The sequence below is a fragment of the Bacillus sp. LH1 genome, from assembly GCF_057924895.1.
Genome location: NZ_CM175007.1, coordinates 4,225,431 through 4,249,046 on the forward strand (window position 1 = coordinate 4,225,431; position 23,616 = coordinate 4,249,046).

At 34.5% G+C, this 23,616-nt stretch carries 27 protein-coding genes and 1 other annotated feature (1 of these 28 cut by a window edge); of the genes, 8 read left to right on the forward strand and 19 right to left on the reverse strand.

Features of this window, described 5'->3' with window-relative positions; translation table 11 throughout:
- Positions 1-153 precede the first annotated feature (153 nt).
- The 8 genes from ACX9TM_RS21880 to ACX9TM_RS21915 form a co-directional block, all read right to left on the reverse strand.
- Entirely contained in the window at positions 154-903 is a 750-nt protein-coding gene (locus ACX9TM_RS21880) for a class I SAM-dependent methyltransferase (RefSeq protein ID WP_000873069.1), read from the reverse strand.
- Positions 900-1,256 (reverse strand): ribosome silencing factor, encoded by a 357-nt coding sequence (gene rsfS, locus ACX9TM_RS21885; protein WP_000998173.1) that lies wholly within the window; start codon positions 1,254-1,256, stop codon positions 900-902. Before rsfS ends, ACX9TM_RS21880 begins: the two co-directional genes overlap by 4 nt.
- The gene (gene yqeK / locus ACX9TM_RS21890) at positions 1,253-1,822 is read right to left on the reverse strand and encodes a bis(5'-nucleosyl)-tetraphosphatase (symmetrical) YqeK (RefSeq protein ID WP_001078477.1); all 570 of its coding nucleotides are present in this window, start codon (positions 1,820-1,822) and stop codon (positions 1,253-1,255) included. Before yqeK ends, rsfS begins: the two co-directional genes overlap by 4 nt.
- Positions 1,812-2,381 carry a nicotinate-nucleotide adenylyltransferase gene (gene nadD, locus ACX9TM_RS21895; RefSeq protein WP_001226046.1) on the reverse strand — a complete coding sequence of 190 codons (570 nt, stop codon included), beginning with the start codon at positions 2,379-2,381 and terminating at the stop codon, positions 1,812-1,814. Before nadD ends, yqeK begins: the two co-directional genes overlap by 11 nt.
- 137 nt (positions 2,382-2,518) lie before the next feature.
- Positions 2,519-2,812: a ribosome assembly RNA-binding protein YhbY gene (yhbY, locus tag ACX9TM_RS21900; RefSeq protein WP_000955224.1), complete on the reverse strand. Its 294-nt coding sequence runs from the start codon at positions 2,810-2,812 to the stop codon at positions 2,519-2,521.
- A gap of 5 nt (positions 2,813-2,817) precedes the next feature.
- Positions 2,818-3,651 carry a shikimate dehydrogenase gene (gene aroE / locus ACX9TM_RS21905; protein WP_000812076.1) on the reverse strand — a complete coding sequence of 278 codons (834 nt, stop codon included), beginning with the start codon at positions 3,649-3,651 and terminating at the stop codon, positions 2,818-2,820.
- 15 nt (positions 3,652-3,666) lie between these two features.
- Entirely contained in the window at positions 3,667-4,773 is a 1,107-nt protein-coding gene (gene yqeH, locus ACX9TM_RS21910) for a ribosome biogenesis GTPase YqeH (protein ID WP_000140799.1), read from the reverse strand.
- Between the two features lie 3 nt (positions 4,774-4,776).
- On the reverse strand, positions 4,777-5,289 hold the full coding sequence (locus tag ACX9TM_RS21915; protein WP_000765314.1) for a YqeG family HAD IIIA-type phosphatase: 513 nt from the start codon (positions 5,287-5,289) through the stop codon (positions 4,777-4,779).
- A 246-nt stretch (positions 5,290-5,535) separates the two neighbouring features.
- Between ACX9TM_RS21915 and ACX9TM_RS21920 the strand changes: the two genes are divergently transcribed.
- A complete protein-coding gene (locus tag ACX9TM_RS21920; protein ID WP_000850094.1) occupies positions 5,536-5,691 on the forward strand; it encodes a sporulation histidine kinase inhibitor Sda in 156 nt (51 codons plus the stop codon).
- A gap of 185 nt (positions 5,692-5,876) precedes the next feature.
- Here the strand turns inward: ACX9TM_RS21920 and ACX9TM_RS21925 are convergent, their stop codons facing one another.
- Positions 5,877-6,665, reverse strand: a complete 789-nt coding sequence (locus ACX9TM_RS21925) for a phosphatidylserine decarboxylase (protein WP_001255003.1) — start codon at positions 6,663-6,665, stop codon at positions 5,877-5,879.
- A 289-nt stretch (positions 6,666-6,954) separates the two neighbouring features.
- Positions 6,955-7,668 carry an RNA polymerase sporulation sigma factor SigK gene (gene sigK, locus ACX9TM_RS21930; protein WP_000051382.1) on the reverse strand — a complete coding sequence of 238 codons (714 nt, stop codon included), beginning with the start codon at positions 7,666-7,668 and terminating at the stop codon, positions 6,955-6,957.
- A gap of 152 nt (positions 7,669-7,820) precedes the next feature.
- On the opposite strand from sigK, the gene ACX9TM_RS21935 reads away from it, so the two are divergent.
- Positions 7,821-8,741, forward strand: a complete 921-nt coding sequence (locus tag ACX9TM_RS21935) for a hypothetical protein (RefSeq protein ID WP_002198192.1) — start codon at positions 7,821-7,823, stop codon at positions 8,739-8,741.
- Positions 8,742-8,784: 43 nt separating this feature from the next.
- Here the strand turns inward: ACX9TM_RS21935 and ACX9TM_RS21940 are convergent, their stop codons facing one another.
- The 3 genes from ACX9TM_RS21940 to ACX9TM_RS21950 form a co-directional block, all read right to left on the reverse strand.
- Positions 8,785-10,293, reverse strand: coding sequence for a YcdB/YcdC domain-containing protein (locus ACX9TM_RS21940; RefSeq protein WP_139256945.1), 1,509 nt, complete (start codon positions 10,291-10,293; stop codon positions 8,785-8,787).
- Between the two features lie 86 nt (positions 10,294-10,379).
- Positions 10,380-10,529, reverse strand: a complete 150-nt coding sequence (gene rpmG, locus ACX9TM_RS21945) for a 50S ribosomal protein L33 (protein ID WP_001265617.1) — start codon at positions 10,527-10,529, stop codon at positions 10,380-10,382.
- Between the two features lie 195 nt (positions 10,530-10,724).
- Positions 10,725-11,351: a nitroreductase family protein gene (locus tag ACX9TM_RS21950; RefSeq protein ID WP_000245983.1), complete on the reverse strand. Its 627-nt coding sequence runs from the start codon at positions 11,349-11,351 to the stop codon at positions 10,725-10,727.
- 349 nt (positions 11,352-11,700) lie between these two features.
- Between ACX9TM_RS21950 and ACX9TM_RS21955 the strand changes: the two genes are divergently transcribed.
- Positions 11,701-12,351 carry a GTP pyrophosphokinase gene (locus tag ACX9TM_RS21955; RefSeq protein WP_000456230.1) on the forward strand — a complete coding sequence of 217 codons (651 nt, stop codon included), beginning with the start codon at positions 11,701-11,703 and terminating at the stop codon, positions 12,349-12,351.
- Positions 12,352-12,428: 77 nt separating this feature from the next.
- Here ACX9TM_RS21955 and ACX9TM_RS21960 read toward each other — a convergent pair whose 3' ends face one another.
- Positions 12,429-12,896, reverse strand: coding sequence for a hypothetical protein (locus ACX9TM_RS21960; protein ID WP_065382138.1), 468 nt, complete (start codon positions 12,894-12,896; stop codon positions 12,429-12,431).
- Between the two features lie 54 nt (positions 12,897-12,950).
- Positions 12,951-14,336 (reverse strand): alkaline phosphatase, encoded by a 1,386-nt coding sequence (locus ACX9TM_RS21965; RefSeq protein WP_000714912.1) that lies wholly within the window; start codon positions 14,334-14,336, stop codon positions 12,951-12,953.
- A gap of 261 nt (positions 14,337-14,597) precedes the next feature.
- Between ACX9TM_RS21965 and ACX9TM_RS21970 the strand changes: the two genes are divergently transcribed.
- Entirely contained in the window at positions 14,598-15,431 is an 834-nt protein-coding gene (locus ACX9TM_RS21970) for a GNAT family N-acetyltransferase (protein ID WP_000706988.1), read from the forward strand.
- A 15-nt stretch (positions 15,432-15,446) separates the two neighbouring features.
- The gene (locus ACX9TM_RS21975; protein WP_000819807.1) at positions 15,447-16,331 is read left to right on the forward strand and encodes an alpha/beta fold hydrolase; all 885 of its coding nucleotides are present in this window, start codon (positions 15,447-15,449) and stop codon (positions 16,329-16,331) included.
- Positions 16,332-16,372: 41 nt separating this feature from the next.
- Here ACX9TM_RS21975 and ACX9TM_RS21980 read toward each other — a convergent pair whose 3' ends face one another.
- From ACX9TM_RS21980 to ACX9TM_RS21990, 3 genes are all read right to left on the reverse strand, one after another.
- Positions 16,373-16,873, reverse strand: a complete 501-nt coding sequence (locus ACX9TM_RS21980; protein ID WP_065382137.1) for a DoxX family protein — start codon at positions 16,871-16,873, stop codon at positions 16,373-16,375.
- Between the two features lie 264 nt (positions 16,874-17,137).
- Positions 17,138-17,674 carry a delta-aminolevulinic acid dehydratase gene (locus ACX9TM_RS21985; protein WP_065382136.1) on the reverse strand — a complete coding sequence of 179 codons (537 nt, stop codon included), beginning with the start codon at positions 17,672-17,674 and terminating at the stop codon, positions 17,138-17,140.
- An 18-nt stretch (positions 17,675-17,692) separates the two neighbouring features.
- The gene (locus ACX9TM_RS21990; protein ID WP_065382135.1) at positions 17,693-18,295 is read right to left on the reverse strand and encodes a histidine phosphatase family protein; all 603 of its coding nucleotides are present in this window, start codon (positions 18,293-18,295) and stop codon (positions 17,693-17,695) included.
- Between the two features lie 168 nt (positions 18,296-18,463).
- Here ACX9TM_RS21990 and ACX9TM_RS21995 point away from each other — a divergent pair, with 168 nt between their 5' ends.
- Together ACX9TM_RS21995 and ACX9TM_RS22000 are read left to right on the forward strand one after the other, a co-directional pair.
- Positions 18,464-18,802: a hypothetical protein gene (locus ACX9TM_RS21995; protein WP_000871150.1), complete on the forward strand. Its 339-nt coding sequence runs from the start codon at positions 18,464-18,466 to the stop codon at positions 18,800-18,802.
- A gap of 69 nt (positions 18,803-18,871) precedes the next feature.
- Positions 18,872-18,994, forward strand: coding sequence for a DUF4023 domain-containing protein (locus ACX9TM_RS22000; protein ID WP_000071866.1), 123 nt, complete (start codon positions 18,872-18,874; stop codon positions 18,992-18,994).
- A 39-nt stretch (positions 18,995-19,033) separates the two neighbouring features.
- On the opposite strand, the gene ACX9TM_RS22005 is transcribed toward ACX9TM_RS22000, so the two are convergent.
- Positions 19,034-20,272 carry an eIF2A-related protein gene (locus tag ACX9TM_RS22005; RefSeq protein ID WP_000825713.1) on the reverse strand — a complete coding sequence of 413 codons (1,239 nt, stop codon included), beginning with the start codon at positions 20,270-20,272 and terminating at the stop codon, positions 19,034-19,036.
- 209 nt (positions 20,273-20,481) lie between these two features.
- Between ACX9TM_RS22005 and ACX9TM_RS22010 the strand changes: the two genes are divergently transcribed.
- Positions 20,482-23,229, forward strand: coding sequence for a S8 family peptidase (locus ACX9TM_RS22010; protein WP_000754154.1), 2,748 nt, complete (start codon positions 20,482-20,484; stop codon positions 23,227-23,229).
- A gap of 220 nt (positions 23,230-23,449) precedes the next feature.
- Positions 23,450-23,616: a binding site (T-box leader), on the forward strand; it runs 62 nt beyond the window's last position.

Genomic DNA, 23,616 nt, shown 5'->3' on the forward strand with positions numbered 1-23,616 from the left:
TCCAAATCCTTTTTATAAATACTTACTTTTTTACAATACATTTTCACTTCAACTACTATTCCCACACTTTACGCATACAATCTTCAGATTATGCTAGAACTAAAAATACATCTTCTTTATAAAACAAAAGCAACCTTCTCGGTTGCTTTTGTTTTATCCGTTTTTCTTCGCCATGAAGAAAATACGCTCTGTTTGTTCTGTAACTTCAAGTCGCTCAAAATCACCTGTTACACGAAGCACTGTAAAACCTGCTTCTTCAAGCCATTTCGTTAACTCTTCCACTTGATATGCACGTTGCACGTGACATTCGTCAAACCGATGGTACACATCTTCTTCCGGATCTTGAACAAAGAATGTTAAATCATGCTCTACACTATTTGATTCTTCACCAGGGAAGCAATTCCAAATAAGAGATATTTCTTCTCCATTCACTGTATACGTTTCATTTTGAAATACATGATGTATTTTATATAAAGAATGTACATCAAATAAAAACAAACCATCTTGACGTAAATGATGAAATACTCTTCTAAATGTTTCTTGTACTCCATCTTCTTGCAATACATAATTTAATGAATCACAAAAGATGGTTACACAATCAAACTCACCTGGAACATCAAGCTCTCGCATGTCTTGTTGATAAAAAGGAATAAAGTATCCCTCTCCTCCTAGTTTTTGCTGAGCGACTGTTAACATTTCTTCTGAAAGATCGACACCTATTAAATCGTAACCCTTTTGCACAAGCGGCAGGGTTACATTACCTGTACCGCATGCTACATCAAGAATTTTTGCCTCTTTCATATCTGCCTGCTGTAAACTTTCCTCTGTAAATTCCACCCATTTATCATAAGGGACATCATTCATTAGTTCGTCGTACAACAATGCAAATTGTTCGTATTTCATTGGCCTAACTCTTCTGTAATATCTTCACGTGGCACATCGCCCCATAGACGCTCTAAATTATAGTGATTACGCTCATCTTTATGGAATACATGAGCAACTACATCTCCAAGATCAACTAATACCCAACGTGCTTCGTCAAACCCTTCCATACGTTGTACGTCGATTTGGAACTCATGTGCTTTTGATTTAATTTCACGTGCAATTGCTTGCACTTGTTTGTCTGAATTCCCGTGACAAATAATGAAATAATCTGCAATTGGTGAAATACCTTGCATATTTAGGACAACCATATCTTCTGCTCTCTTATCATCAGCTGCTTTTGCCGCTAATACTAATAAATCTTTATCGTTCATTTACTCATTTCCTCCTTGATAACTGCATTGTATGTTTGGAATGTTAATGGATAAATCGTCTGATCTTTTTCCATTAAAAATTGAATTGTTCTCTTTAACGCAAATAATAAAGCTTGATTTATATCCGTATATGCGAGTTTACGAGCCTCTTCCACTCCTGGAAACTTTCGCCCAGGTTCAATGTAATCAGCTACATAAATCACTTTATCTAACATCGTCATATTCTCATGACCACTTGTATGATATGTAATAGCTTGCAAAATTTCAGAATCCGTAATGCCTACTTCTTTTTCTACTAAGTATGCCCCAACAGGTGCATGCCATAACTCTTTGTTATAGCAAAGTAAATCTTTCGGCAAATCTTCACGTTTAATAATCTCTTCCATCTCTGAAATTGCTCTACATTTCGCATAATCATGGAATATAGCTGCCATCTCTGCTTTTTTTTCGTCCACACCGTATAACTTAGCAAGCTCAATCGCTGTCTCCATTACACCAATTGTGTGTATATAACGTTTTTCATGCATTTGTTGTTTGACAATATGCAGTGCATTCTCACGATTCATACAACCCATTCCTCTCGATATATACCTGTACTTTTTCGGGAAGTAAATATTTACACGTTTTCTTCTCCTTATATCTCTCACGTAATAAGGATGAAGAAACTGCAAATTCCGGAATTTCCACTGTAGTAATCTTATATGGTGTATGCAATGTATACCCAGGTCTTGCAACTCCAACAAACGTTACAAGATTAAATAAAGCTTCAATGTTATACCACTTCGGTAAATACTCAACCATATCCCCACCAATAATAAAGTGAAACTGCACATCCGGATACTTCTTCGTCAATTGTAACATAGTGTCATACGTATAAGATGGGCCCTTCCTACTTAGCTCTTCTAAACAAATAGAAAAGTGCTCTTCTGCCTCAGTCGCGAGCTCTAACATATGTAAACGACTTTCTACACTTGTAATATTCCGCCCTTGTTTATGTGGCGGAATCTGGTTTGGCAAGAACCATACTTCTTCCAAGTTCAAAGCGTGATATACTTCATTTGCAATTAGCAAATGTCCATAGTGAGGCGGATCAAATGTACCGCCAATGATGCCAATTTTTCTCAAAAGAAACGCCCCTTCCTTTTACATACAGCAACTCTCCTCGGTTAGGAATGAAGAGAGTTGCTATTAATAAAAGTTCAATTGGTTTCGCTCTCTACATCATTACGCATAAACGATAAAAATAGCGCATGCTAGTCTTTTTATCGAGGAAGCTTAATTTGTTTATTTTCTCTTGATTCTTTGTATAAAACGATTGTGCTTCCAATTACTTGAACGATTTCAGCACGTGCACCTTTTGCAAGTTCTTCCGCAACCTCACGGCGATCAAATTCACAGTTTTGTAATACACTTACTTTAAATAACTCACGAGCTTCTAAAGTATCTGCGATTTGTTTAATCATATTTTCATTTACTCCGCCTTTTCCTACTTGAAAAATTGGTGTTAAATGATGTGCTTGTGCACGTAAAAATCTTTTTTGTTTTCCTGTTAACATATATGTTAGCCTCCAAGCTTTTCTATAACTAATTGTTTCATTCTCTCGATATTTGGCGTGCGTCCTGTCCACATTTCAAATGCAAGTGCTCCTTGATAAACAAACATATCAATACCATTTTGAATGATTGCACCTTGCTCTTTTGCCTCACATAAAATTTTCGTTTCAAATGGATTATAAATTATATCTGATACAATCGTTCCTTTTTTTAACGAACAAATTTGTAATGGCGTATGTTCTACGTGTGGATGCATACCTATCGTTGTCGTCTGAATGATAATATCATAATTTCCTTGTTCTTCTGTCGCTTTTTCTAACGACAAAGCAACAGAATTAACATCGGCCGTACGTGCAGCAATAAGTTCCTTTGCCTTATCTACTGTACGATTGGCTACATCAATCTCTTTTACACCTACATCAGCAAGAGAAAAATAAATAGCTCGGCTAGCACCACCTGAACCAAGTAACAAAATACGTTTCCCTTGAAGTGGTTCATTACTAATTGACTGCAGCGCTCGAACAAAACCAATCCCGTCTGTGTTATAGCCAATTAATCTTCCATCCTTATGAACCACTGTATTTACTGCACCGATTTTCCTTGCCAATGGGTCAATCTCATCCAAATACTCCATAATAGCAACCTTGTGCGGAGTTGTTACATTAAATCCTGAAATACCTAATGCTTTTAAACCTCTTACTGCTTCCCCTAGCAATTCCTCTTCAACAAGGAACGCATGATAATGGGCATCCATATTCAAGTGTTCAAATGCATCGTTATGCATAACGGGTGATAATGAATGTCCAATTGGATTTCCGATTACACCATATAATTGTTTCATAAATCCCTCTCCATATTAAATTAAAGATTTACGTAGTGAAACACTTACTCCTTTTGGTACGTGTGCAACAATTTTTGCTCCTGGTTCGTTCACAGTAACCCATCCTAATCCAGAGAATACAACATCCGTTTTAGGTTCACGAATATTAAATTCGTATTTCACTAGCTCAGGCATATTTGCTAATTCTTCTGGCGTTGGTGGGCTTAGTAAATCCCCGGCATGATTTTTATATAATTCATCTGCTTTCTCAAGCTTTGTACGATGGATTGTTAAGCGATTCGAGAAGTGACAAGTAAATGCACGACGACCACCACTTACATAATCAAAACGTGCCAATCCACTAAAGAATAACGTTTGTTCTTCATTTAATTGGAATACCATCGGCTTAATTTCTTTTGTTGGTGTAATAAGCTTTAAGCTTTGCTTTCCAACATAATGAGCCATTTGGTGGTGGTTAATAATACCTGGCGTATCATATAAAGAAGACTCTTCGTCCAATGGAATATCAATTAAATCAAGTGTTGTTCCTGGGAAATGAGATGTTGTAATTACATTTTCAGTCTCATCACTAAATTCTTTAATCATACGATTAATAAATGTCGATTTCCCTACATTCGTACATCCAACAACATAAACATCTTTGCCGCCGCGATAATACTCAATAGCATCTGCTAGTTCAGCGATTCCTTGTCCCTTCGCTGCACTAATTAAAAAGACATCTTCTGGTTTTAATCCTAGCTGCTTTGCACTATAGCGCATCCAATGTTTTACTTTATCATGTTTTACTGACTTTGGAATTAAATCAGCTTTATTTCCAACAAGTAATACTTTATTATTCCCTACGAAACGATGTAAGCCAGGTAACCAGCTACCATTAAAATCAAAAATATCTACAATTTTGACTACTAATGCATCTGATTTTCCAATTCCATTTAAAATGCGTAGGAAGTCATCATCTGTTAACGATACATCTTGAATTTCATTGTAATGCTTCAAGCGAAAACAACGTTGACAAATAACTTGTTCTTTCTCTAAAGATGAGGCAGGAGCATACCCCACTTCGTTTTTATTTTCTGTTTGAATTTCTACACCGCAACCAATACATTTAATTGTTTCAGTCAAACTTTATTCCTCCCAGTTAATTAAACCTTTTTTCTTCATATTTTTCATAATTCTTCGTTCAATTTTTCGATTAAAGCGCGTTACTAATCCGTCCGTTTGTGCTACCGGTACAACTAAAATTGTATGAAGGCCTACTCGGTTGCCACCAAGCACGTCCGTCAGTAACTGATCTCCAATTACTACAACTTCATCTGGCTGCAAACGCATCTCTTGTATCGCACGCTTAAATGCGCGAACAAATGGTTTACGTGCACTATGAATAAATGGAATACCTAATGGATCAGCAAAATCTTTTACACGTTGCTCATTATTATTTGAAACGACCGTTACTTGAATGCCTTGCTCTTTCATTTCCAAGAACCATTTTTCAAGTTGCGGTGTTGCATTGGGACGATCCCATTCAATTAAAGTGTTATCTAAGTCAGTAATAACGCCTTTAATCCCACGTTTTTTTAAATCTTCTGGTTGAACATGATATACATTTTTCACATATTCATTTGGTAAAAATAGTTTCAATTTCTTTCACCTCTTTGAGGATTTTTCATAAAATTTTTCGACAACATTTTTCGATATATAACCTGTGGATAAAATTGTACACATTTTCCACATTAATTTTTCAGTTAATTTGGAATTTACTAACAAACTATACACACTTTATCCACCTAGGTATGTGGATAACCACTCGTTTGTGACTGTCATATTTTTTTGGTACATTAAATGCATCAACGAATCAATCCTTATATTATTAGGAGGTGACTCACCTTGAAAACAAAACATATGGAACAGTTATCCACTGAGTTACTCACTGAGTCTTATTATAAAGCAAAAGAACTAAAATTAAATCCCGACTTCATTTTACTTATAAAACAAGAAATCATTAGACGCTCATTAGAGGACAAGCTTGTCAAATCATCTTGATTACATATAAAGTGAAAGTTTAATCAGCCCTTACCAATTAAACAGTTAAAGGATAATTTATTGGATGCCCTGTAAAAAGAGCCATCCTACGATGGCTCTCGAATAAACAAGTACTCCCATCTAGGGGATTTCATCATTAAGTATCTTTGCCCATAACTCTTACTTACGGTTATAAAAGCTTTTCTTTATTTATGAGCTAAGCGAGTAGCTATTTTTTGACCAAGACGAAGCTCTTGTCCACTCTTTAATTCCTGCACTACTTCTATCATATCTTTTTCAAACAATAACACAACTGTTGAACCAAATGTAAAGTATGCCATTTCTTCACCTTTTTGAACAGTGTCTCTCTCATGCAAAAGCTCAATACTATTAACAAACATGGCACCTACTTTTACAAGAGCCATATGCTCGCCATCACTGCTTACTTCTGTAACAGAACGATAATTTTTTGACAGTGGTTCTTTCCCGTATTCCATACCAGCTGCATTTACCGGATATGATTTTCTACCGAGTACAAATCTTTCAGTCACAGAACCAGAAAGCGGACTATGAATGCGATGATAATGACTTGGACTCAAATAAATTACCATATATGTACCGCCTGCATATCGCGTTGCACGTTCTTCATTACCTAGCATATCCACAATCGAATAACGCTTTCCTTTAATATCAAATGTTTTTGTATCCTCAATAGGACCTTGATCTGCAAAAACACCATCAACAGGACTAACGATACTCGATGCATCTGTATCAATACTACGCTTTCCTTCTTTTAGCTTACGCGTAAATAATTCATGCAATGTTCTATATTCCTTCAAACCCTTTTCCATCTCATCTTGATTAATTTGAAAAACTTTCGCATACGATGGAATAATGATAGAGCTCAAACGAGATTGTGCAAATTTACGTAATATATAAGAAGTAAAGCGACCATTTGTAAGTTCTATCATAAGTCGATATAATGTACGTCGCAAATTGCGAAACCCCCTAATCAGTCTATAACTTTAGTTTTCCCTTCTTTTCTTTCTATATCATATGTAAAATTGGTTCTTATTCCCACATATCATATAAAGCAGCCTTATTATACATACAGAAAACTAAGTATGGTATTATTCTTAAATTATTTAGCACCTTCTAATATTACAGATAGAATCCGTCATTTTCAACAGTGAACATGTATTTCTTCTTAGCATAACGCGTTTTCTTTTCTTATTTACAATAAGAAAAGCAGCCCATTTTAAATATGGCTGCTTCTAATACACTTTACTCTTTCGCTTTTTTCTCTTTCTCTGCCCTTACAAACTCGTGGAACATTTTCATTAAAGCACGCTTTTCAATCCGTGATACGTAGCTTCTAGAAATACCAAGCGCCTTAGCGATTTCCCGCTGTGTTTTCTCCTTATCTAGCCCAAGTCCAAAACGTTTCACAATCACTTCTTTTTCTCTTTCGTCTAAAATATCGATATACTCTTTAATTTTTTCTAACTCCATACTAAGCTGAATCATATCAATTACATCTTCAGACTCTGATTTTAATATATCAATAAGCGATATTTCATTGCCCTCTTTATCTTGCCCGATCGGATCATGAAGTGAAACATCTTTTTTCGTTTTCTTTAGTACACGTAAATGCATCAAAATTTCATTTTCAATACAGCGTGCTGCATACGTCGCAAGCTTCGTTCCCTTTCCAGCAGAATAGCTCTCGATCGCTTTAATGAGCCCGATCGTACCAATTGAAATTAAATCTTCTGCATCTTCTCCTGTGTTCTCAAATTTTTTAACGATATGAGCTACAAGCCGTAAATTATGTTCAATTAAAAGATTTCTCGCTTGAGCATCACCTTGCTCCATTAACTCTAAGTACTTTCTCTCATCATCTGATGATAACGGCTGCGGGAACGCATTATTCTTCACATAAGAAACAAAGACAAACACTTCTCGAACCATATATCCAATTGCGGCGAATAGACTCAAACCTTTCACCTCCGCCAAAATAGTGGTCTTTATTATGTGTATGTGGGCGTGAGGTTGTTTGTGTCTGTACAGTTTATTTATAAAACTCAACACTTCCAACATTTAAAATGATTTATTGTTATATTATAATTATATAAAATTGTTATTTATATATGAATATGCTATTAAAGGGGACATTATTCATGATTACATTAGAACGATTATTAAATGTAACAATTTATTTAGGGGTATTTTTACTTTTCATTTCGTTCATTACTTTTGTTATTAAAAGAGGGCCTGATTTATTATTTTTTCAATTTGGAATTTCTTTATTTTTTGGAGCTCAAATTATAACTGGAATAAAATTTTTTCATAACTATGGTTTCTCGTTTCACTCAAAACTAGAACTACTTATCTTTATTTTCTATGTAATTGGAATTATTACATGTATACTATTGTTCTTTCATTTTCAAAATCTGTATCGAATTTTTTTATTAATTTGTAGTTTTTTATTTTTAACTGGATCCAATTATTACTTTAAAGAAACATTAAATTTTAGTAAAAAAATTCCAAAGCAACATAAAACTTTTTTAAGTACACAAGAAGACTCTTTTCCAAAAGAAGTCCGTAAATTTTCAGAGGATTACAATAACATAATAAGGAATGACTTTTATGAAATACCGATGATTCCTACTGAATTACAGATTACAAGCAAAAAAGATTCTTCCCATAGTACATCTTTCTTAGTTGAACTTCATAATAGCGAGAATGAAATTACTGATGACTCTGTACAATTAACTCCATCAGACCGTTTTTATGTGCTGTTAAATACACAAAAAACAAAAATATCAAAAATAGTATATGAAGGGCAGAATTTTTTCACATTTACAGTCACACTAAAGGCTCTTAATTTACAGCAAGAACCAGAAATTCATAATATGTTTTTAGAAATAGATAAACGTAGAGCGATAAATCTTCTTAATTTTGAAATTAAAGCCCATACTAAAGAATGGAAAGTAATATTTAAAAGTGATAGTTCTCATTCCAATCTTCCTATCACATTTACTTTTGAAAAGCGAACAGGCAAATTATAAAAATAAAAAGAGTTATTTTTCAAAGAAAATAACTCTTTTTATTTTACTTACTCCAAATCTTTCTCCCAGTTTGGGCATCAATATAACGAATTTCCCGACTACAATCAAAAGGTTCTTTATATTTTTCATCTGTCGTTTGTTTGTACAGTAGTTTGTACAGTAGTTTGTATTTCGTTTCCTCTGCATCATGATCTACAAACCATTCTAATTTAACTCGGATAGCCGCTCTGTATATTTCTAACGCTTTTTCTTTTGTTACTTTTGGTGTTGTTTCATATGTAAGTAATTTTTTTATAAAGTTGCTAGACTCCCCCGAGTAGTGCATAACAGCACCATTTTCTGCATTGATGTTGATCATAAATTGGTTATACTCTGCCAGAATATCATTTATATATACAGAAAAGATAAATCTTTCAATCCCATCTTCTTCTGCTTCCCGTTCCTCCCAAAGACGCAGATATTGTTTGATATCTGGAATAACTCGTTCTAAAAATTGAAGTGCTTTTTGTAAACATTCCTCTCTAGACAGTATTTGCTTTACTTCTTTATCATCTGTCAGTTTTATAAAACCAGTTAATTCATTGGTTAATTTATCAATTGTAACGCTAACTAAATTATTATATTTCAACATCGGTAAATGCTTGTTAAAGAATTCATTCATTAAATATGGATTCTTTTCTTCTTTCTGTTTTTGTAATTCCTCTTTCGGAACAAATTTCATCCTTATTTCATCATCATTTTCCGTCTCAACTACTTTTGTAAAACTTTCTTTATCCCAGTCAAATAAATCGAATACATCATCTTGTTGGCTACCCTTTTTTTGTTTTCTAACAGCCATTGTTGGCGGTAATTTATAATGATCTGGTCCAAATAAATCTTTACCTGTACTTGCATCAATAAATACATGACTAGGTTCTGGTACATACACAAGGTGGTACCCTTTTACTTCTTCTCCATTTTCATATTTACATAAAGAATGTGTTAAATCTACAAATACAAGCCTCATATCTTGTTTGGCCTTTAAGTTGTCTAAAACGATATTCTCCTCAACAATCTCACTTGGCCATAACGGCTTTTCTTTTATGCTTTCTCGTCCGTTATAATGAAAATTCACAACATTCCCTGAAGGATGCACTTGCACCACACATCCTGTATCCGGTAATGGATATCCATTTACTTCTTGCATATAATTTATTTCTTTCCAGCCACGCCAATCATCCTGGATAGTTACATATGTATAAAACTCTAATCCTTCTTCCACATGTTTTTTTATAAATACATTTGCAATCTCTCTTACCCTATTCTCCTCTATAACTTCCTTATCACTCGAAAAATAATTTCCATCATCTATCCTAAATTCAATTAAATTACCAGTATGTCTATTCAATGTAATTTGTATCGTTCTCTCCTGATCCTCTTTATGCTCCCACCATAATAGATGATACGGGTCATCAACCCCTTCTTGATCATCTACAACAAGACTATATTCATCTGGAATGTTAATAATATGAGCCACTCGCTCTTTTCTTTCCTTATCTTTTTGATTCATCATACCGCTCCCTTTATTACATTTTAAGGTAATTATAACAAACAAAACCAAGGAACTATAAAAAAAAGACTAGAGATATCTCTAGTCTTTTACTTCGTCTCACGATGTAACGTTACTCGCTTTAATCGTGGACAATATTTTTTTAGTTCGATGCGTTCTGGATTGTTTCGTTTATTTTTCTTAGAAATGTAATTACGATCGCCGCACTCCGTACAAGCTAATGTAATATTTACACGCATATTTAATTCTCCTTTCTTTCAAAGATCGCAACTAAAACGTAATGATTACGATTTATATATTATAAAACTTCATTCTATTTGTCAATTGCAAAAACAAGAAGATTCCATTTAGAATCCCCTTGTTTTTATAGTTAAATCAATTTTGTCCCGCATTAACGGGCAGTAAGACCCCCACTAATTAAAAGTTTCACTTTATTAAAACGATTCGTATGTAACAAATTCACTAATCGGCTTTCGATATCCTCGTGGGCGAGTTTTAGTCATATCACTTTTTCCTATCGTAATCATTAAAACAGGTACTATATGCTCCGGCATATTTAATTCACTTTGTACTGCTTTTTCATCGAAACCAATCATTGGACATGTATCATAGCCATAATATTTAGCTGCGTACATAAAAGTCATCGCGCTTAACGAAGCATTTCTAATCGCTTCATCCTCCATGAAACGCTCTCCTTTTCCTTCATATAAACCTTTCGTTTGCCTAATTGTATCTTCATATTCACATTCATCAATCATTTTTAAAACTTTCATACCGAAGTAAATATTTTCAACATTTTGGTATGCTTTTTTATCACCACAAACGAGCACTACCGCTGATGCACTCGATACTTTATATTGACCGAAAGCTAATTCTTTTAATCTTTCTTTTCGCTCTTGATCACGAATTACAACATAATGTGTGTGCTGCAAATTATAGCAAGATGGAGAAAGCTTAGTTAACTCAAATATTTTTTTAAAATCCTCATTAGGGATTTCTATACCTTGTATAAATTTCATTGCAGAACGTCTAGCAATTGCTAATTCTTCAAAGTTCACCATATATCCTCCTCAATAACTATAAATTCAAATATACATTAATTTATACAAATAGATAAATCAAATAAAAACACTTTAAATCCGAATAATAATTATGATTAACAGCAAAAAAGACAAAAAGCTGAAACAATTAGTTCATACGAAATTCACACGAATCTATTACTATAGAAACTGTACATAGTGAACTTATTAACAATCACGTTTATTTATATAAAATCTTACTCGAAAGGAGTTGAAAGTATGAAAACTAAATATCGCTTTATGATCTCATCATTTGCTGCTTGCGCTTATATGATTTGGTATTTAGTATAATAACGACCTCACTTGCAAATAGGAAAAGGTGTGTATATAAATGGAATATAATCAATCAACAGTTAACTACTGGAAAGCTTTTGTATTACCATATACATTTGCTTTAGAAGAGTTAAAAACTAAATTTGAAATTATGAACCGGGAAGCTCAATTTCTAGAGGATTACAACCCGTTTGAACATATAAAAACAAGACTAAAACAACCTGAAAGTATTATTAAAAAACTAGAGCGCAAAAGCTTATTACCAACAGTTGAAAACGCTCAAACACATTTACAAGATATTATTGGTATTCGTATTACATGTTGCTTCGTAGAAGATATCTATCATTTGAAAGAAGTCATTCAAAAACGCGAAGATATGGAAGTCATAGAAGTAAAAGATTATATCGCTAACCCAAAACGAAACGGATATAAAAGTTTACACATGATTATTAAATACCCTTTATCACTAAATTCTGGTACAAAAGATGTATTTGCAGAAATTCAGTTACGTACACTAGCAATGGACTTTTGGGCAAGTTTAGAACACAAACTTTATTATAAATATGAAGGGAAAATACCGGAGTATTTAAAAGATGAACTACATGATGCAGCAATGAAAGCTGAAGATCTTGATAATAAAATGGCCACAATCCGTCAAGATATTGATGATATTGAGGCATGCTCAAATCAAATTATGCTACCACTATAAAAAAAGGTTCTCGCCAATGAGAACCTTTTTTCTACCATTTTGGGAAGTACGACTCCTACACTTATTAAAGTTTCACGTTATTTTTTCTCTATTGTTCGAACCTCTTCAATCTTCCATTTATCCTCTTCTTTTCCAAGGGCATACTGTACTTTCTTTTGAAGAGTGATACTGTCGTCTACTTCCTTTTCTTTCGTTTCAACAATAACATACCCTACTTTACTAACTTTCATATCTATATGTTCCAATTCAATTTTCTTATTTCCCTTTTGAAATGCGGCTTCTTTTTGTATTTTTAAGTCTTCAGCACTAGGCATCTTCTTTGAAAATAACTCCATATGTTCTGCAAGATTTTTTTCATTCGTCGTTCGCACAAATGTATGAATAACATCTTGAATAGATCTCTCTTCTTCTTTTGTTATTTGTACCTTTTCCTCAGTTTTTTTAGTAGTAGATTTTTGTTCTACATTATTCTCTTCTTGTTGACATCCAACTAGTAATACTACAAATACTAAAAGGAATCTTAATTTCCTAAATAACTTTTTCATATTCCCAACTCCTAAAAAGAAAAGTGAGGCATTTCGCCTCACTTTCGCTCTTAATTAGCGTCTTCCTTTATTCGGATCGCCGCCGCCAACAATATCAAAGACACGTTTCGCTATATTTGTATTCTCTTGAACGCCAGAGAACAAGTATTTACCTGGACCAAATGCATATACGTTCACATCTTCCCCTGTATGTCCACCCGTTGTCCAGCCTGTAACCGAGCGCTTATTGAAAATATCTTCAATTGCATTATCAATCTTTGTTACATCTTTTGAAGGAGCTATATCATTTACAGCTTGAATTTCTTCTGGAGTTAATTGTAAATCAATATACTTTTTCAATGTTTCTTCTACATTTGCACCTTTTGCAATCTCATTTGCCATAAAGTCTGGTGTACGCTTTGCAGCTTTAATTGGATCTACTTTAAAGTTATACTCGCCATTGGCACCTAAAGATAATCCACCAGTAGCGTGATCTGCCGTTGCAACAACTAACGTATTTTTATCTTTTTTCGCAAACTCAATCGCTGCTTTGAAAGCTTTTTCGAAGTCTTCCATTTCACTCATTGCACCAACAATATCATTATCATGTCCAGCCCAGTCGATTTGACTTCCTTCCACCATTAAGAAGAAACCATTTTTATTTTTGTTCAAACGCTCAATTGCTGCATTAGTCATTTCTTCTAATGAAGGTGTTTTCTCATTACGGTCAATCATTTTATCTAATCCACCTGGTGCAAATAAACCAAGAATTTGATCATTTTTATCATTTAACAATTGATCTCGATCCGTTACATAGCTATAACCAGATTTCTTGAACTCTTCTGTAAGATTACGATCTTTTCTAACAAAGTTCTTTACGCCGCCGCCAAGCATAACATCTACTTTATGCTTCCCTTTAATTTTCTCATCAAAATAATCATTTGCAATTGCGTCCATATTTTTACGGCTAATGTCATGCGCACCGAAAGCAGCTGGTGTTGCATGTGTAATTTCAGAAGTTGCAACGAGTCCCGTTGATTTCCCTTTTTCTTTCGCTTGCTCAAGAACTGTTTTCACTTCCGCTTTATCATTATCAACTGCAATTGCAGCATTATATGTTTTAATCCCTGCTGACATAGCTGTTGCTGCCGATGCAGAGTCTGTAATATTTTCATGTTCATCTTCTGGGTATGTTTTTTGTGTTCCTACAAGATGCTTATCAAATTCTGTAGATTCCATTTCAAAGGTTTTTGGATTATCTTTCATATAACGGTGAGCCGTCATATATGAAGGGCCCATACCATCCCCAATTAATACGATAACATTTTTAATCTTTGCATTGCTTCCGTTCTCATCTGCATTAACCTCACTAGAACGAGTAAAATTCCATGTTGCTACCGAAGTAACCGCTAATGATGCCACAACTGCAAATGGCCATGCTTTTTTCACAAACTTTTTCACTGTCTTGTCCCCCTAATTAGGTTATTCATTTCCCACTATCAAATTTAATGGAAGACTATTAAGAGAAAATTAGCTGTATGTAAATTTTTTGTTAACTTATGTAAATATCAGTTATAATTTGTATAACTTTGTCTTTTTGTATCAATCATCTCGCCCTTTACAATTTAAATATAAACAAGTTGGATTTCATTTAACGTAAATCTCTTTTTTTACATTTTGACTCTATTTTTATGAAAATAAATAGAAATGCGGTGAGCCTTTATGAAAATAGTAACGCTAAATGAGTCTTTTATTTTTGAATTACTTAATCTTTGCAAATCTGTTGGATGGTTACACGATGAAATTTTTATGAAAAAACAATTCGAAATGTATCTTTCTATCGGCACACTTGTAGGTTACATTCATGAAAACAAACTCATTGCGACTGGAGGAGTATTTCCCTTTCCAAGTAACTTCGCTTCCATTGGTATGTTAATCGTTCACCCTAATTTTCAAGGACGCGGATTAGGGCGCATGTTGCTAAATCATTGCTTGGAACAAATTCATCCAAAACAACCCATTGCACTTATTGCGACAAAAGCTGGCGAACCTCTATACACATCATGTGGATTTCAAACAGCAACAACGATTCATCGTTTTGAAAAGCAGACTATTAAGACGTATCCTTCTCACTTACAACAAGTACAAGAAGAAGACCTTATATCTCTTACTTCTCTGGATCAAATTGCAACTGGTATGAATCGTTCTCTACTTTACTCTTTGCTATTACCAAGGGCCGTATACTCTTTTAAAATTGAAAGAAATAACTGTATAGAAGCTTTTTCATTATGCATACAAAAGGGCAATATATTATGTATCAATCCACTTATCGCCAAGCAAGAAGAAGATGCTATCCAATTATTAAAAAAGATATGTGAATGTTGGAATGGTATAGTACGAATTGATGTTCCACACTCACAATTTACATTTCGTCAATTTCTTCAAACAGAAAATTTCCAAGAAACGCTCCTTTCACCTCTTATGATAAAAAATGGTAGCCAACTTCCTGGAAATCGTAATATGCTATTTGCTATGATAGATACAGCGTTATGTTAGAAAGGAGACACCTAATTGAAGCGATTTAGCTATTTTATGGTAGGTTGTCTTACTCTTACACTATTAGTAGGATGTAGTGCAGCAGAAAAGCCAGTAGAACAAGTAAAACAAGTTAAAAATACAATTACAGCGAAACTAGCTACCGAGGAAAAAATGGTAGAAATAGATGGTCAAACCATTTACTTTAAAAAGATTGGTAATGAAAAACCACCTTTACTTATGATTCATGGCTTTGGAGGGTCATCAGATGGTTTTCAAAAGATTTACTCCGATTTAGCAAAAGATCATACAATTATTTCTGTAGATGCTTTAGGATTCGGGCGCTCATCTAAGCCAATGGATTTTTATTATTCTTTTCCAACTCATGCAAATTTGTATTATAAATTAATGAAAAAACTAGGGTATGATTCATTCGCAATACTGGGGCATTCCATGGGGGGAGAAATTTCTCTAAATTTAACATATTTATATCCTGAAGCAGTTTCTCACCTTATTTTAACTGATGCTACAGGTGGCCCTCATACATTCGTTAATAAACAAGGCTCACCAAAACCACAATTGTCGACTGATTTAAATGCCGTTTCTTCTATTACAGATTATGATGAAAGCAAAGTGAAATTCAAACGTAATGATGAAGAGCATTATAATAAAATGAAATTATGGCCTAGACGTCTTAAAATTAATGCAAATGAAATAAAACAGCCAACTTTAATTATATGGGGCAGAAATGATAGTAGCGTTTCCTGGAAAGAAGGAGAAACGTATCATCAATTCTTAAAAAATAGCACTTTACATATTATTGAAAAAGGTTATCATGCACCATTTCGCCAAGAACCACAAGAATTTGTCGGGTATGTAAAAGATTTCTTTAAGAACAATCCGATTAAAGTTGAAAAATAACATAAACGGGTATCTCAAAATGAGATACCCGTTTTCATATATTAAGCAGCTTGCTTTTGGCGTTTTGGAGTTTTTGATCCTAATACTTTCGGGATAACGAAGCCATCAATTCCAAATTTCCCAGCGTTCATACCGGAAACAAGAACAAACATAGATAAGATAACCATCTCAGGGTTCACACCAATTGACCCACTAAACATATAGGAAAAGTTCATTACAAGACCAAAAAAGACCGCTGTTTTTGTTAAACAGCCTACAATTAAACCAATTCCGACTAAAATTTCTCCCCATGTTACAAGTGTATTAAACAAATCTACATTTGGAATTGCAAATTCTTGTAAGAATGATGCCCACCAAGATTGAACAGCCGGTTGTGCACCTTTAGATTTTTCAATTGCCCCTTGCAAATAACCTGTTGCATCGAATCCTTTTCCTTGTAGTTTACCGATTCCAGCCATTAACCATGTGTAACCAAGATATACTCGAATTACTGCTAATGCAAAAGAAACTGCTTTGTTTTCTCTTAAAAATTGAATAACCATATCTTCCTCCTAAAGTTGTAATTAAGTTAGTTACAGATAATATAATAACATTAGTTACTTATTTTTTAAACGTTAATTATGAATAATCTGTGACATGCGTATGAAACATTAAAAACTAACGTTTATATAGTAACTTTTATTACCTGTAAAAACTTGAACATATCATACCACAAGTGATAACCATTTTCATTGAAAAAAATGTAAAAAAAATGTGAGTTAAATGTGAAACACGTTTATTCGAATATAGAATAAACGTGTTTCACACTAATTATAGAATCGAAATGTATGTGTCTCCTCATCAATTAAACTCGCTTCTTGAAAGGCTTCTTCTAACGTTTTCCCATGGTTAATAACCCCATAAAATAAGCGTATAGTAAACATAAGTGCTGCATTTCCATCTACATAATCAATCGATCCAATATATGATTTCGCACCACTATGTAAAAGAGACTTTGCTAGATTTTGCTCCCCTAACGTGCACCCGCTATTTACAATATGTGTATTATGCAATTTTGCATATTTATAAATTTCTTCTGTACCAAAATACCCTCTCGGTTCATCTTGTTCATATACTTCTTCGCCTAACTCTTCCATGACAAACTTCCCTTCTTCACCATGAAAGCAAAAAATAATATAATTAATATCGTTAAATAAGTTCTTTCCAGAAAGAACTTCCACAAAATCTTTCGGTCTACCAATCCAATATGTCACAACCCTTGCACCAAAATATTCAAGAGATGCTCGGATTGATTGCGCCTCTAAATCCGAATTAAAACCAACTACTAGTGCAACATTCAACATACAACCCCCATCCTATAATCAGCCCTTATCAATCAGAATTTTATGGGATAAATCCATTTCATATATGCCCGTTTCTTTCAAAAAATCTGATCTAGTTAAAACGACTTTCTGTAAATATTGCCTATATGCTGTAATTGTTCCATCGTGAGATACAATGCAAATTCTTTCCGCACCCAGTTCATAACACCAAAGAAGAAATTTATCTACTATTTGCTGAAAACTATTCTCTGAAATAGTGTTTATACCTTCCTTCCATAACTGATTATTTGAGCTTTTCTCTATCGAAAAATGCGGAAATAACTTTGTTATCATTCCCTGATCTACTATATAATCGCACGGTAATGTTCTCGCTTCTTCTCGATAAGGAAAAATACGCGGAGATACATATGGATGAACGATTTTTTGACAAGCAACTTTCGCACTCCATATTGTCGCCGTTTGCAAAGTTCTAAGTGTAGGACTAGCAATTAATATATCCGCCTCTTGTAATGGCACATTGCATTGAAGTAATTTAGCCTGATTCCTTCCTTCATCCGTCAATGGCGGATGAAGCACTTTTAAACTTGATGGCAAATCCCTTATATGTTCTCCTTCCCCGTGCCGAACAAAGACGATTTTCATCCCCTTCCTCCTCTCATTATGAAATCCTCTTACATATTTCTTCCCTATCTCATACTTTATTCCTGCTATATGAAAACTAATATGTAAAAAACATTTGACATGAAACTTTGTAAAATATTACAATATTATATGTAAAAAACTTTTTACATATAAAGGAGAATTACATATATGAAATGGATAATTGTCTTTATTGGAATGATTGTATGGGGATATATAAACGGCTTCTTTAGTAGTGATAAAACTGCTAATCCTTGGATTACAGATGATGAACGTGAAACAAAAATTAAGCAAAAAGCAATTACGGCAAGCTGGTCCGGTGTTTTTATGTTTTGTACCATTAGCCTCTTAAATAAATGGTTAGGTTTAAGCACAAACGATAAATCACCGTACTTACCAGACACTATCGCAGCTATTTTAAAAGAAAATGTAGAGTTACAAGTTTTACTCATGCTATTTGTTATGTATGGAATATTTTACTTACATTATCGAAGAAAATTAAGTGCCTAACTTCTAACTCATGATTATCCTCCTAAATGGTTATAGTAATCATGACAAAATGAAAGGAGAGATATAAACATGAGTAACTCGAATGAATTTTTAGATACACTACATGAAAAACAAGCAAAAGATGAACAAAATAGAAAGCGCCAAGGGAACGGAAACCCAGCGAAAAAAAAGCCAAATAAAACACATAAATAACAGTAAAAAACTGCCTAAAACAATCTTTTAGGCAGTTTTTTATTCTTCTTTTACCGAGATAACATTTCCCCAATTCCATTTCTCATAATACCATTCTGGTACATCTATATTTTCAATCCACTTCATTTCATGCTTTCCATCCTTATGAGCAAGCCATACATCCGCTTTCTTACGGTCTGAACGTATCCATATTAATTGATTACTCTTATTCATGAAGAGCGGATGATAATCTCCTTGCCTATGAGGTAGCTTTGTGATTCGATGTTGTTCGTCGCTTGTACTATCGATCTCATATAAAGATGGTAGTGGTCTTTTTTCTGGTGGAGTTTCTATTCCCGCCTCTTTTGCTCGTGAAACGATAATTACGTTATCATTCTTCCATGTAAAATCCCAATCGACATATCCTTTCGGTGTAAATGTGTTCTGCTGAAGTGCTGGCAATTCTTTTACTTTCAAATGTTTATTCTCTAATGCAACTCTCCCGCTTCCTTCAATATAGGCCAATATATTGTTGGCTGGCGCCCATTTGAACCATTGTGTGTTTAATAACATTTGATCTACCTTTTCAAAACGACTACCATCTGCACGAACTAAGCAAAGCGTATTGCTATCAGCTGACCATGAAGCTGTCGGTACTGCTAAAAATGAAATCCACTTTTGATCTGGCGACCACTGAAAGCCACTTGCAACTAATGCTAGGAAATCATCATGTTCATTTGGTAATGCATACAAATGCTTCATTTTGTGAGGATTCATATGTGCATCTTTTTGCACTTCATATAGCTGAGCCCCTGTCCATCCTGTTGGAAGTAAGTGTGCTTCAGAGGATACAAAAAACTTCTTTCCATCAGGATACCATGCATAATCTCCTACACCTGCCGATACATTTTCAAAATCTGTATTCTTTTTTTCTACATCAAATGTATGTAATGTACCTGTAAATATAAATGCAATTATATTTTCTGTTGGTGACCATTGATAATTCGATGCTTCTGAGTGAAACGGCGTAACTTTCTTTCCATCTTTCAACCGATATAACTCAAGAATACTTTGTTTCTTCCCTTTTACATACGCTAGCCACTCCCCATCATATGACCACTTCGGCCCTGTTATGTACTCTCCTTTTGTAATCTGTATTTCTTTCCCATCAACTTTAATCCAAAGATTATGATGACGAATAAAAGCAACTTTCACACTATTATTTTCTGCACTAGTAATAGTGATAGAACATAAAAACATAAACAACACTACACTACTACGTACTATTAGCCTTTTCATACCATCACTCCATTTCCCTCATAGCATTCCTCACTTTATCCCTACAATATGTGAAAAATATCGATTCGACATAATTCATACCAATCCATAGAGGATTGGTATGAATTATGTCGAAAGTATAGTTTAGCCAACATTTATATGTATAATTTCTAACTAAAATGCAAGATTTTATTTCTGAATATTGGCACTTTTTATTAGGGGGAGTATCAATGAAAAAAACTACATCTACACTATTAAGCATGGCGCTTGTCTTTTCTAGTTTTGGAGCTTTAAGTGCTCATGCTGAATCACTACAAAAGGAGAAGCAATTTAGTCCACAATTAAAAACAACGATTGAACAGTGGGGAGAACATAAAATCGCTCAAAATGTTGAAACGAAAACAACAAAAGAAATATCAGTAATTGTAGAATTACAACATGCACCTCTCGCTGCTCAAAGTAATATTCAGCATGCTCCAGATTTACAAAATAGTAATGCACAGTCTTATCATGCTGAGCTCAAAAAAGCACAAGAAGATACGACTAAGAAAATAAAAGAAAAAGCACCTGGTGCAAAAATTAAAGAAGTGTATAATACGTTATTTTCCGGATTCTCTATTTCAATTCCTGGAGATCAAATTACCTCTCTTGCCTCTTTACCTGAAGTAAAAGCAGTCTATCCGAACTTAACATATAAATTGCATGAAACATCAAAAAGTGCTACTAACGAAGAAGCACCAAATATCGGTGGACCGACAATTGGTGCACCTGAAGCGTGGAATTTAAAAGATCCATTTGGCAAACCGCTTGATGGAAAAGGCATGAAAGTAGCCATTATCGACTCTGGCGTAGACTATACACACCCTGACCTAAAGGCAAATTATATCGGTGGATATGACACGGTTGATGAAGATAACGATCCAATGGATGGTAACGTACATGGTACTCATGTAGCTGGAATTATTGCGGGTAACGGAAAAATTAAAGGCGTTGCTCCAAACGCTTCTATTCTAGCCTATCGTGTAATGAATGACGGTGGAACTGGTACAACAGATGATATTATCCAAGGAATTGAGCGAGCAATTCAAGATGGTGCGGATGTGTTAAACCTCTCCCTTGGGCAGGATTTAAATGTACCTGATCAGCCTGTAACATTAACGTTAGAACGGGCAGCGAAACTTGGTGTTACTGCTGTCGTTTCAAATGGAAATGACGGACCAAAACCTTGGTCTGTTGATGCTCCCGGTAACGCAAGTAGTGTCATTTCTGTTGGAGCATCTACGGTTTCTATCCCGTTTCCAACATTCCAAGTAACTGGTTCCAGCAAAACATATCAAGGGTTACCATTATCAAAATCCGATTTTCCAATAGGAAATGATTCTCCTCTTGTATATGTTGGTTATGGCAATCCAAGTGATTATGCAAAACAAGATGTGAAAGGGAAATTCGCACTTATTTTACAAGGTACTTCTAGTACATTAGTAAAAGCAGAACAAGCGAAGCAAGCTGGTGCACTTGGTGTGTTATTAATCTCTAGCGAAAAAGAAATTAATATGATGCCGGAATATTTTTCACGTGAACATCTAGCTGTCCCAGTAATGCAATTATCAAATACAAATGGGGAAGAATTAAAAACTTTAATTACAAAACGAAAGAAAAATATAAAAATTGGACAACCAAAGCAAACAGAACTTATCGGTAACTTTAGTTCAAGAGGACCATCACAAGGAAGTTGGCTAATAAAGCCTGATGTTGTTGCACCTGGAGTACAAATTACTAGTACAGTACCGCGAGGCGGCTATGAATCGCATAACGGAACAAGTATGGCTGCTCCGCAAGTAGCTGGAGCGGTTGCCCTCTTGCGTCAAATGCATCCTGATTGGACGACAGAACAATTGAAAGCGGCTCTTGCCAACAATGCCAAAACATTACATGATGTCAATGAAAATGCATACCCTGTTATGGCACAAGGATCTGGTTTAATTAACATTCCGAAAGCAGCTCAAACAAATGTATTAGTAAAACCTAACAATGTCAGCTTCGGTCTTATTAAGCCCAATAGCGGAAAAGTAAAACTGACGCAAAATGTTACATTACAAAACCTTTCTAGTAAAAAGAAAAGTTTTTCAACTCGTGTGGAATTACTAGATGCAAACACAAAAGTAAGAGCTTCTGTCCCTTCATCGATTAGCATACAACCAAATAGTAGTACCGAAAAACCATTTACTATCAATGTAGATAGCTCACTACCACAAGGTGTGTATACTGGAAATGTATATGTAAAAGAACAAGGGGCAAAAGAAGAAATTCGAATTCCATTCACATTTAGTATCGATCCTAAAGATTATAAACGTATCGATGGACTTGAAATTATTAATTCTACTTTTAGCCCAAATGGCGACCACGTACTAGATGATAATCTCATCAACTACTATTTAGTTGCGCCTGTGGATGATGTCACATTGCATGCAAATTTAGTTACGAAAGAACGTGTAACGTATCAAGGGATTATCCATCAAGCTAAAAATGCAACTCCTGGATACAAACCTTTCAAATGGAATGGTACAAAAGCCGATGGCACTCCTTTAGCTGACGGGCTATATCAAATCGAAGCAGTTGCTTCTAATTCTGGCGGAGAAACAAAACAAACAGCTGCTGTATTTCTTGATCGAACTGCACCTAAGTTAACATACGAAGTTGACCAAGAAAATCTCGTAATTAAAGGAAAAGTTGATGATATTCTACTAGATTGGATGTCAGAATCTGGTTGGATAGCACCTGGTATTCCAGTGAGAATGCAATATGAAATTAACGGAAATGGTGTATGGGACCAGGCATTCCTGAACCCTTGGGAGAAAAGTTATGACATTTATTTCGATCGTACTCAATTACAAGAAGGAAAAAATACTATTCACATTGTAGCAACTGATGCAGCTGGCAATACCTCTAATTTAACTGTTAATTTAGAAGTGAAATAAAGTGAAACTTTAATCAGTGGAGATTTCGTTCATCCCCACTGATTATTAGCCTTCACCAATCGGGAGTTACGGGCAGTTAATCTCCCCGCTCACTTCTTTACTCCAACCGAATTTTGAGGTAGGAATTTTACTGCTCATTAACACGGGATAAAAAATTTTTGTTGACAATTTTTTTAATATAGTTTTATAATACAAAACATAGTTTAGTTGAACGAATTATATATCGGCTTTGAAGGAATACTAGTAGCGACTTATATCACTGTCTCAGAGAACTGATGGTTGGTGCGAATCAGTACATATACAAGCGTGAATTACAATTCTGGAGCTTCTTTCCCGTAATGCTTTTTATGCATGAAGAGAAAGACGGATCTTTCCGTTATCGTAAAG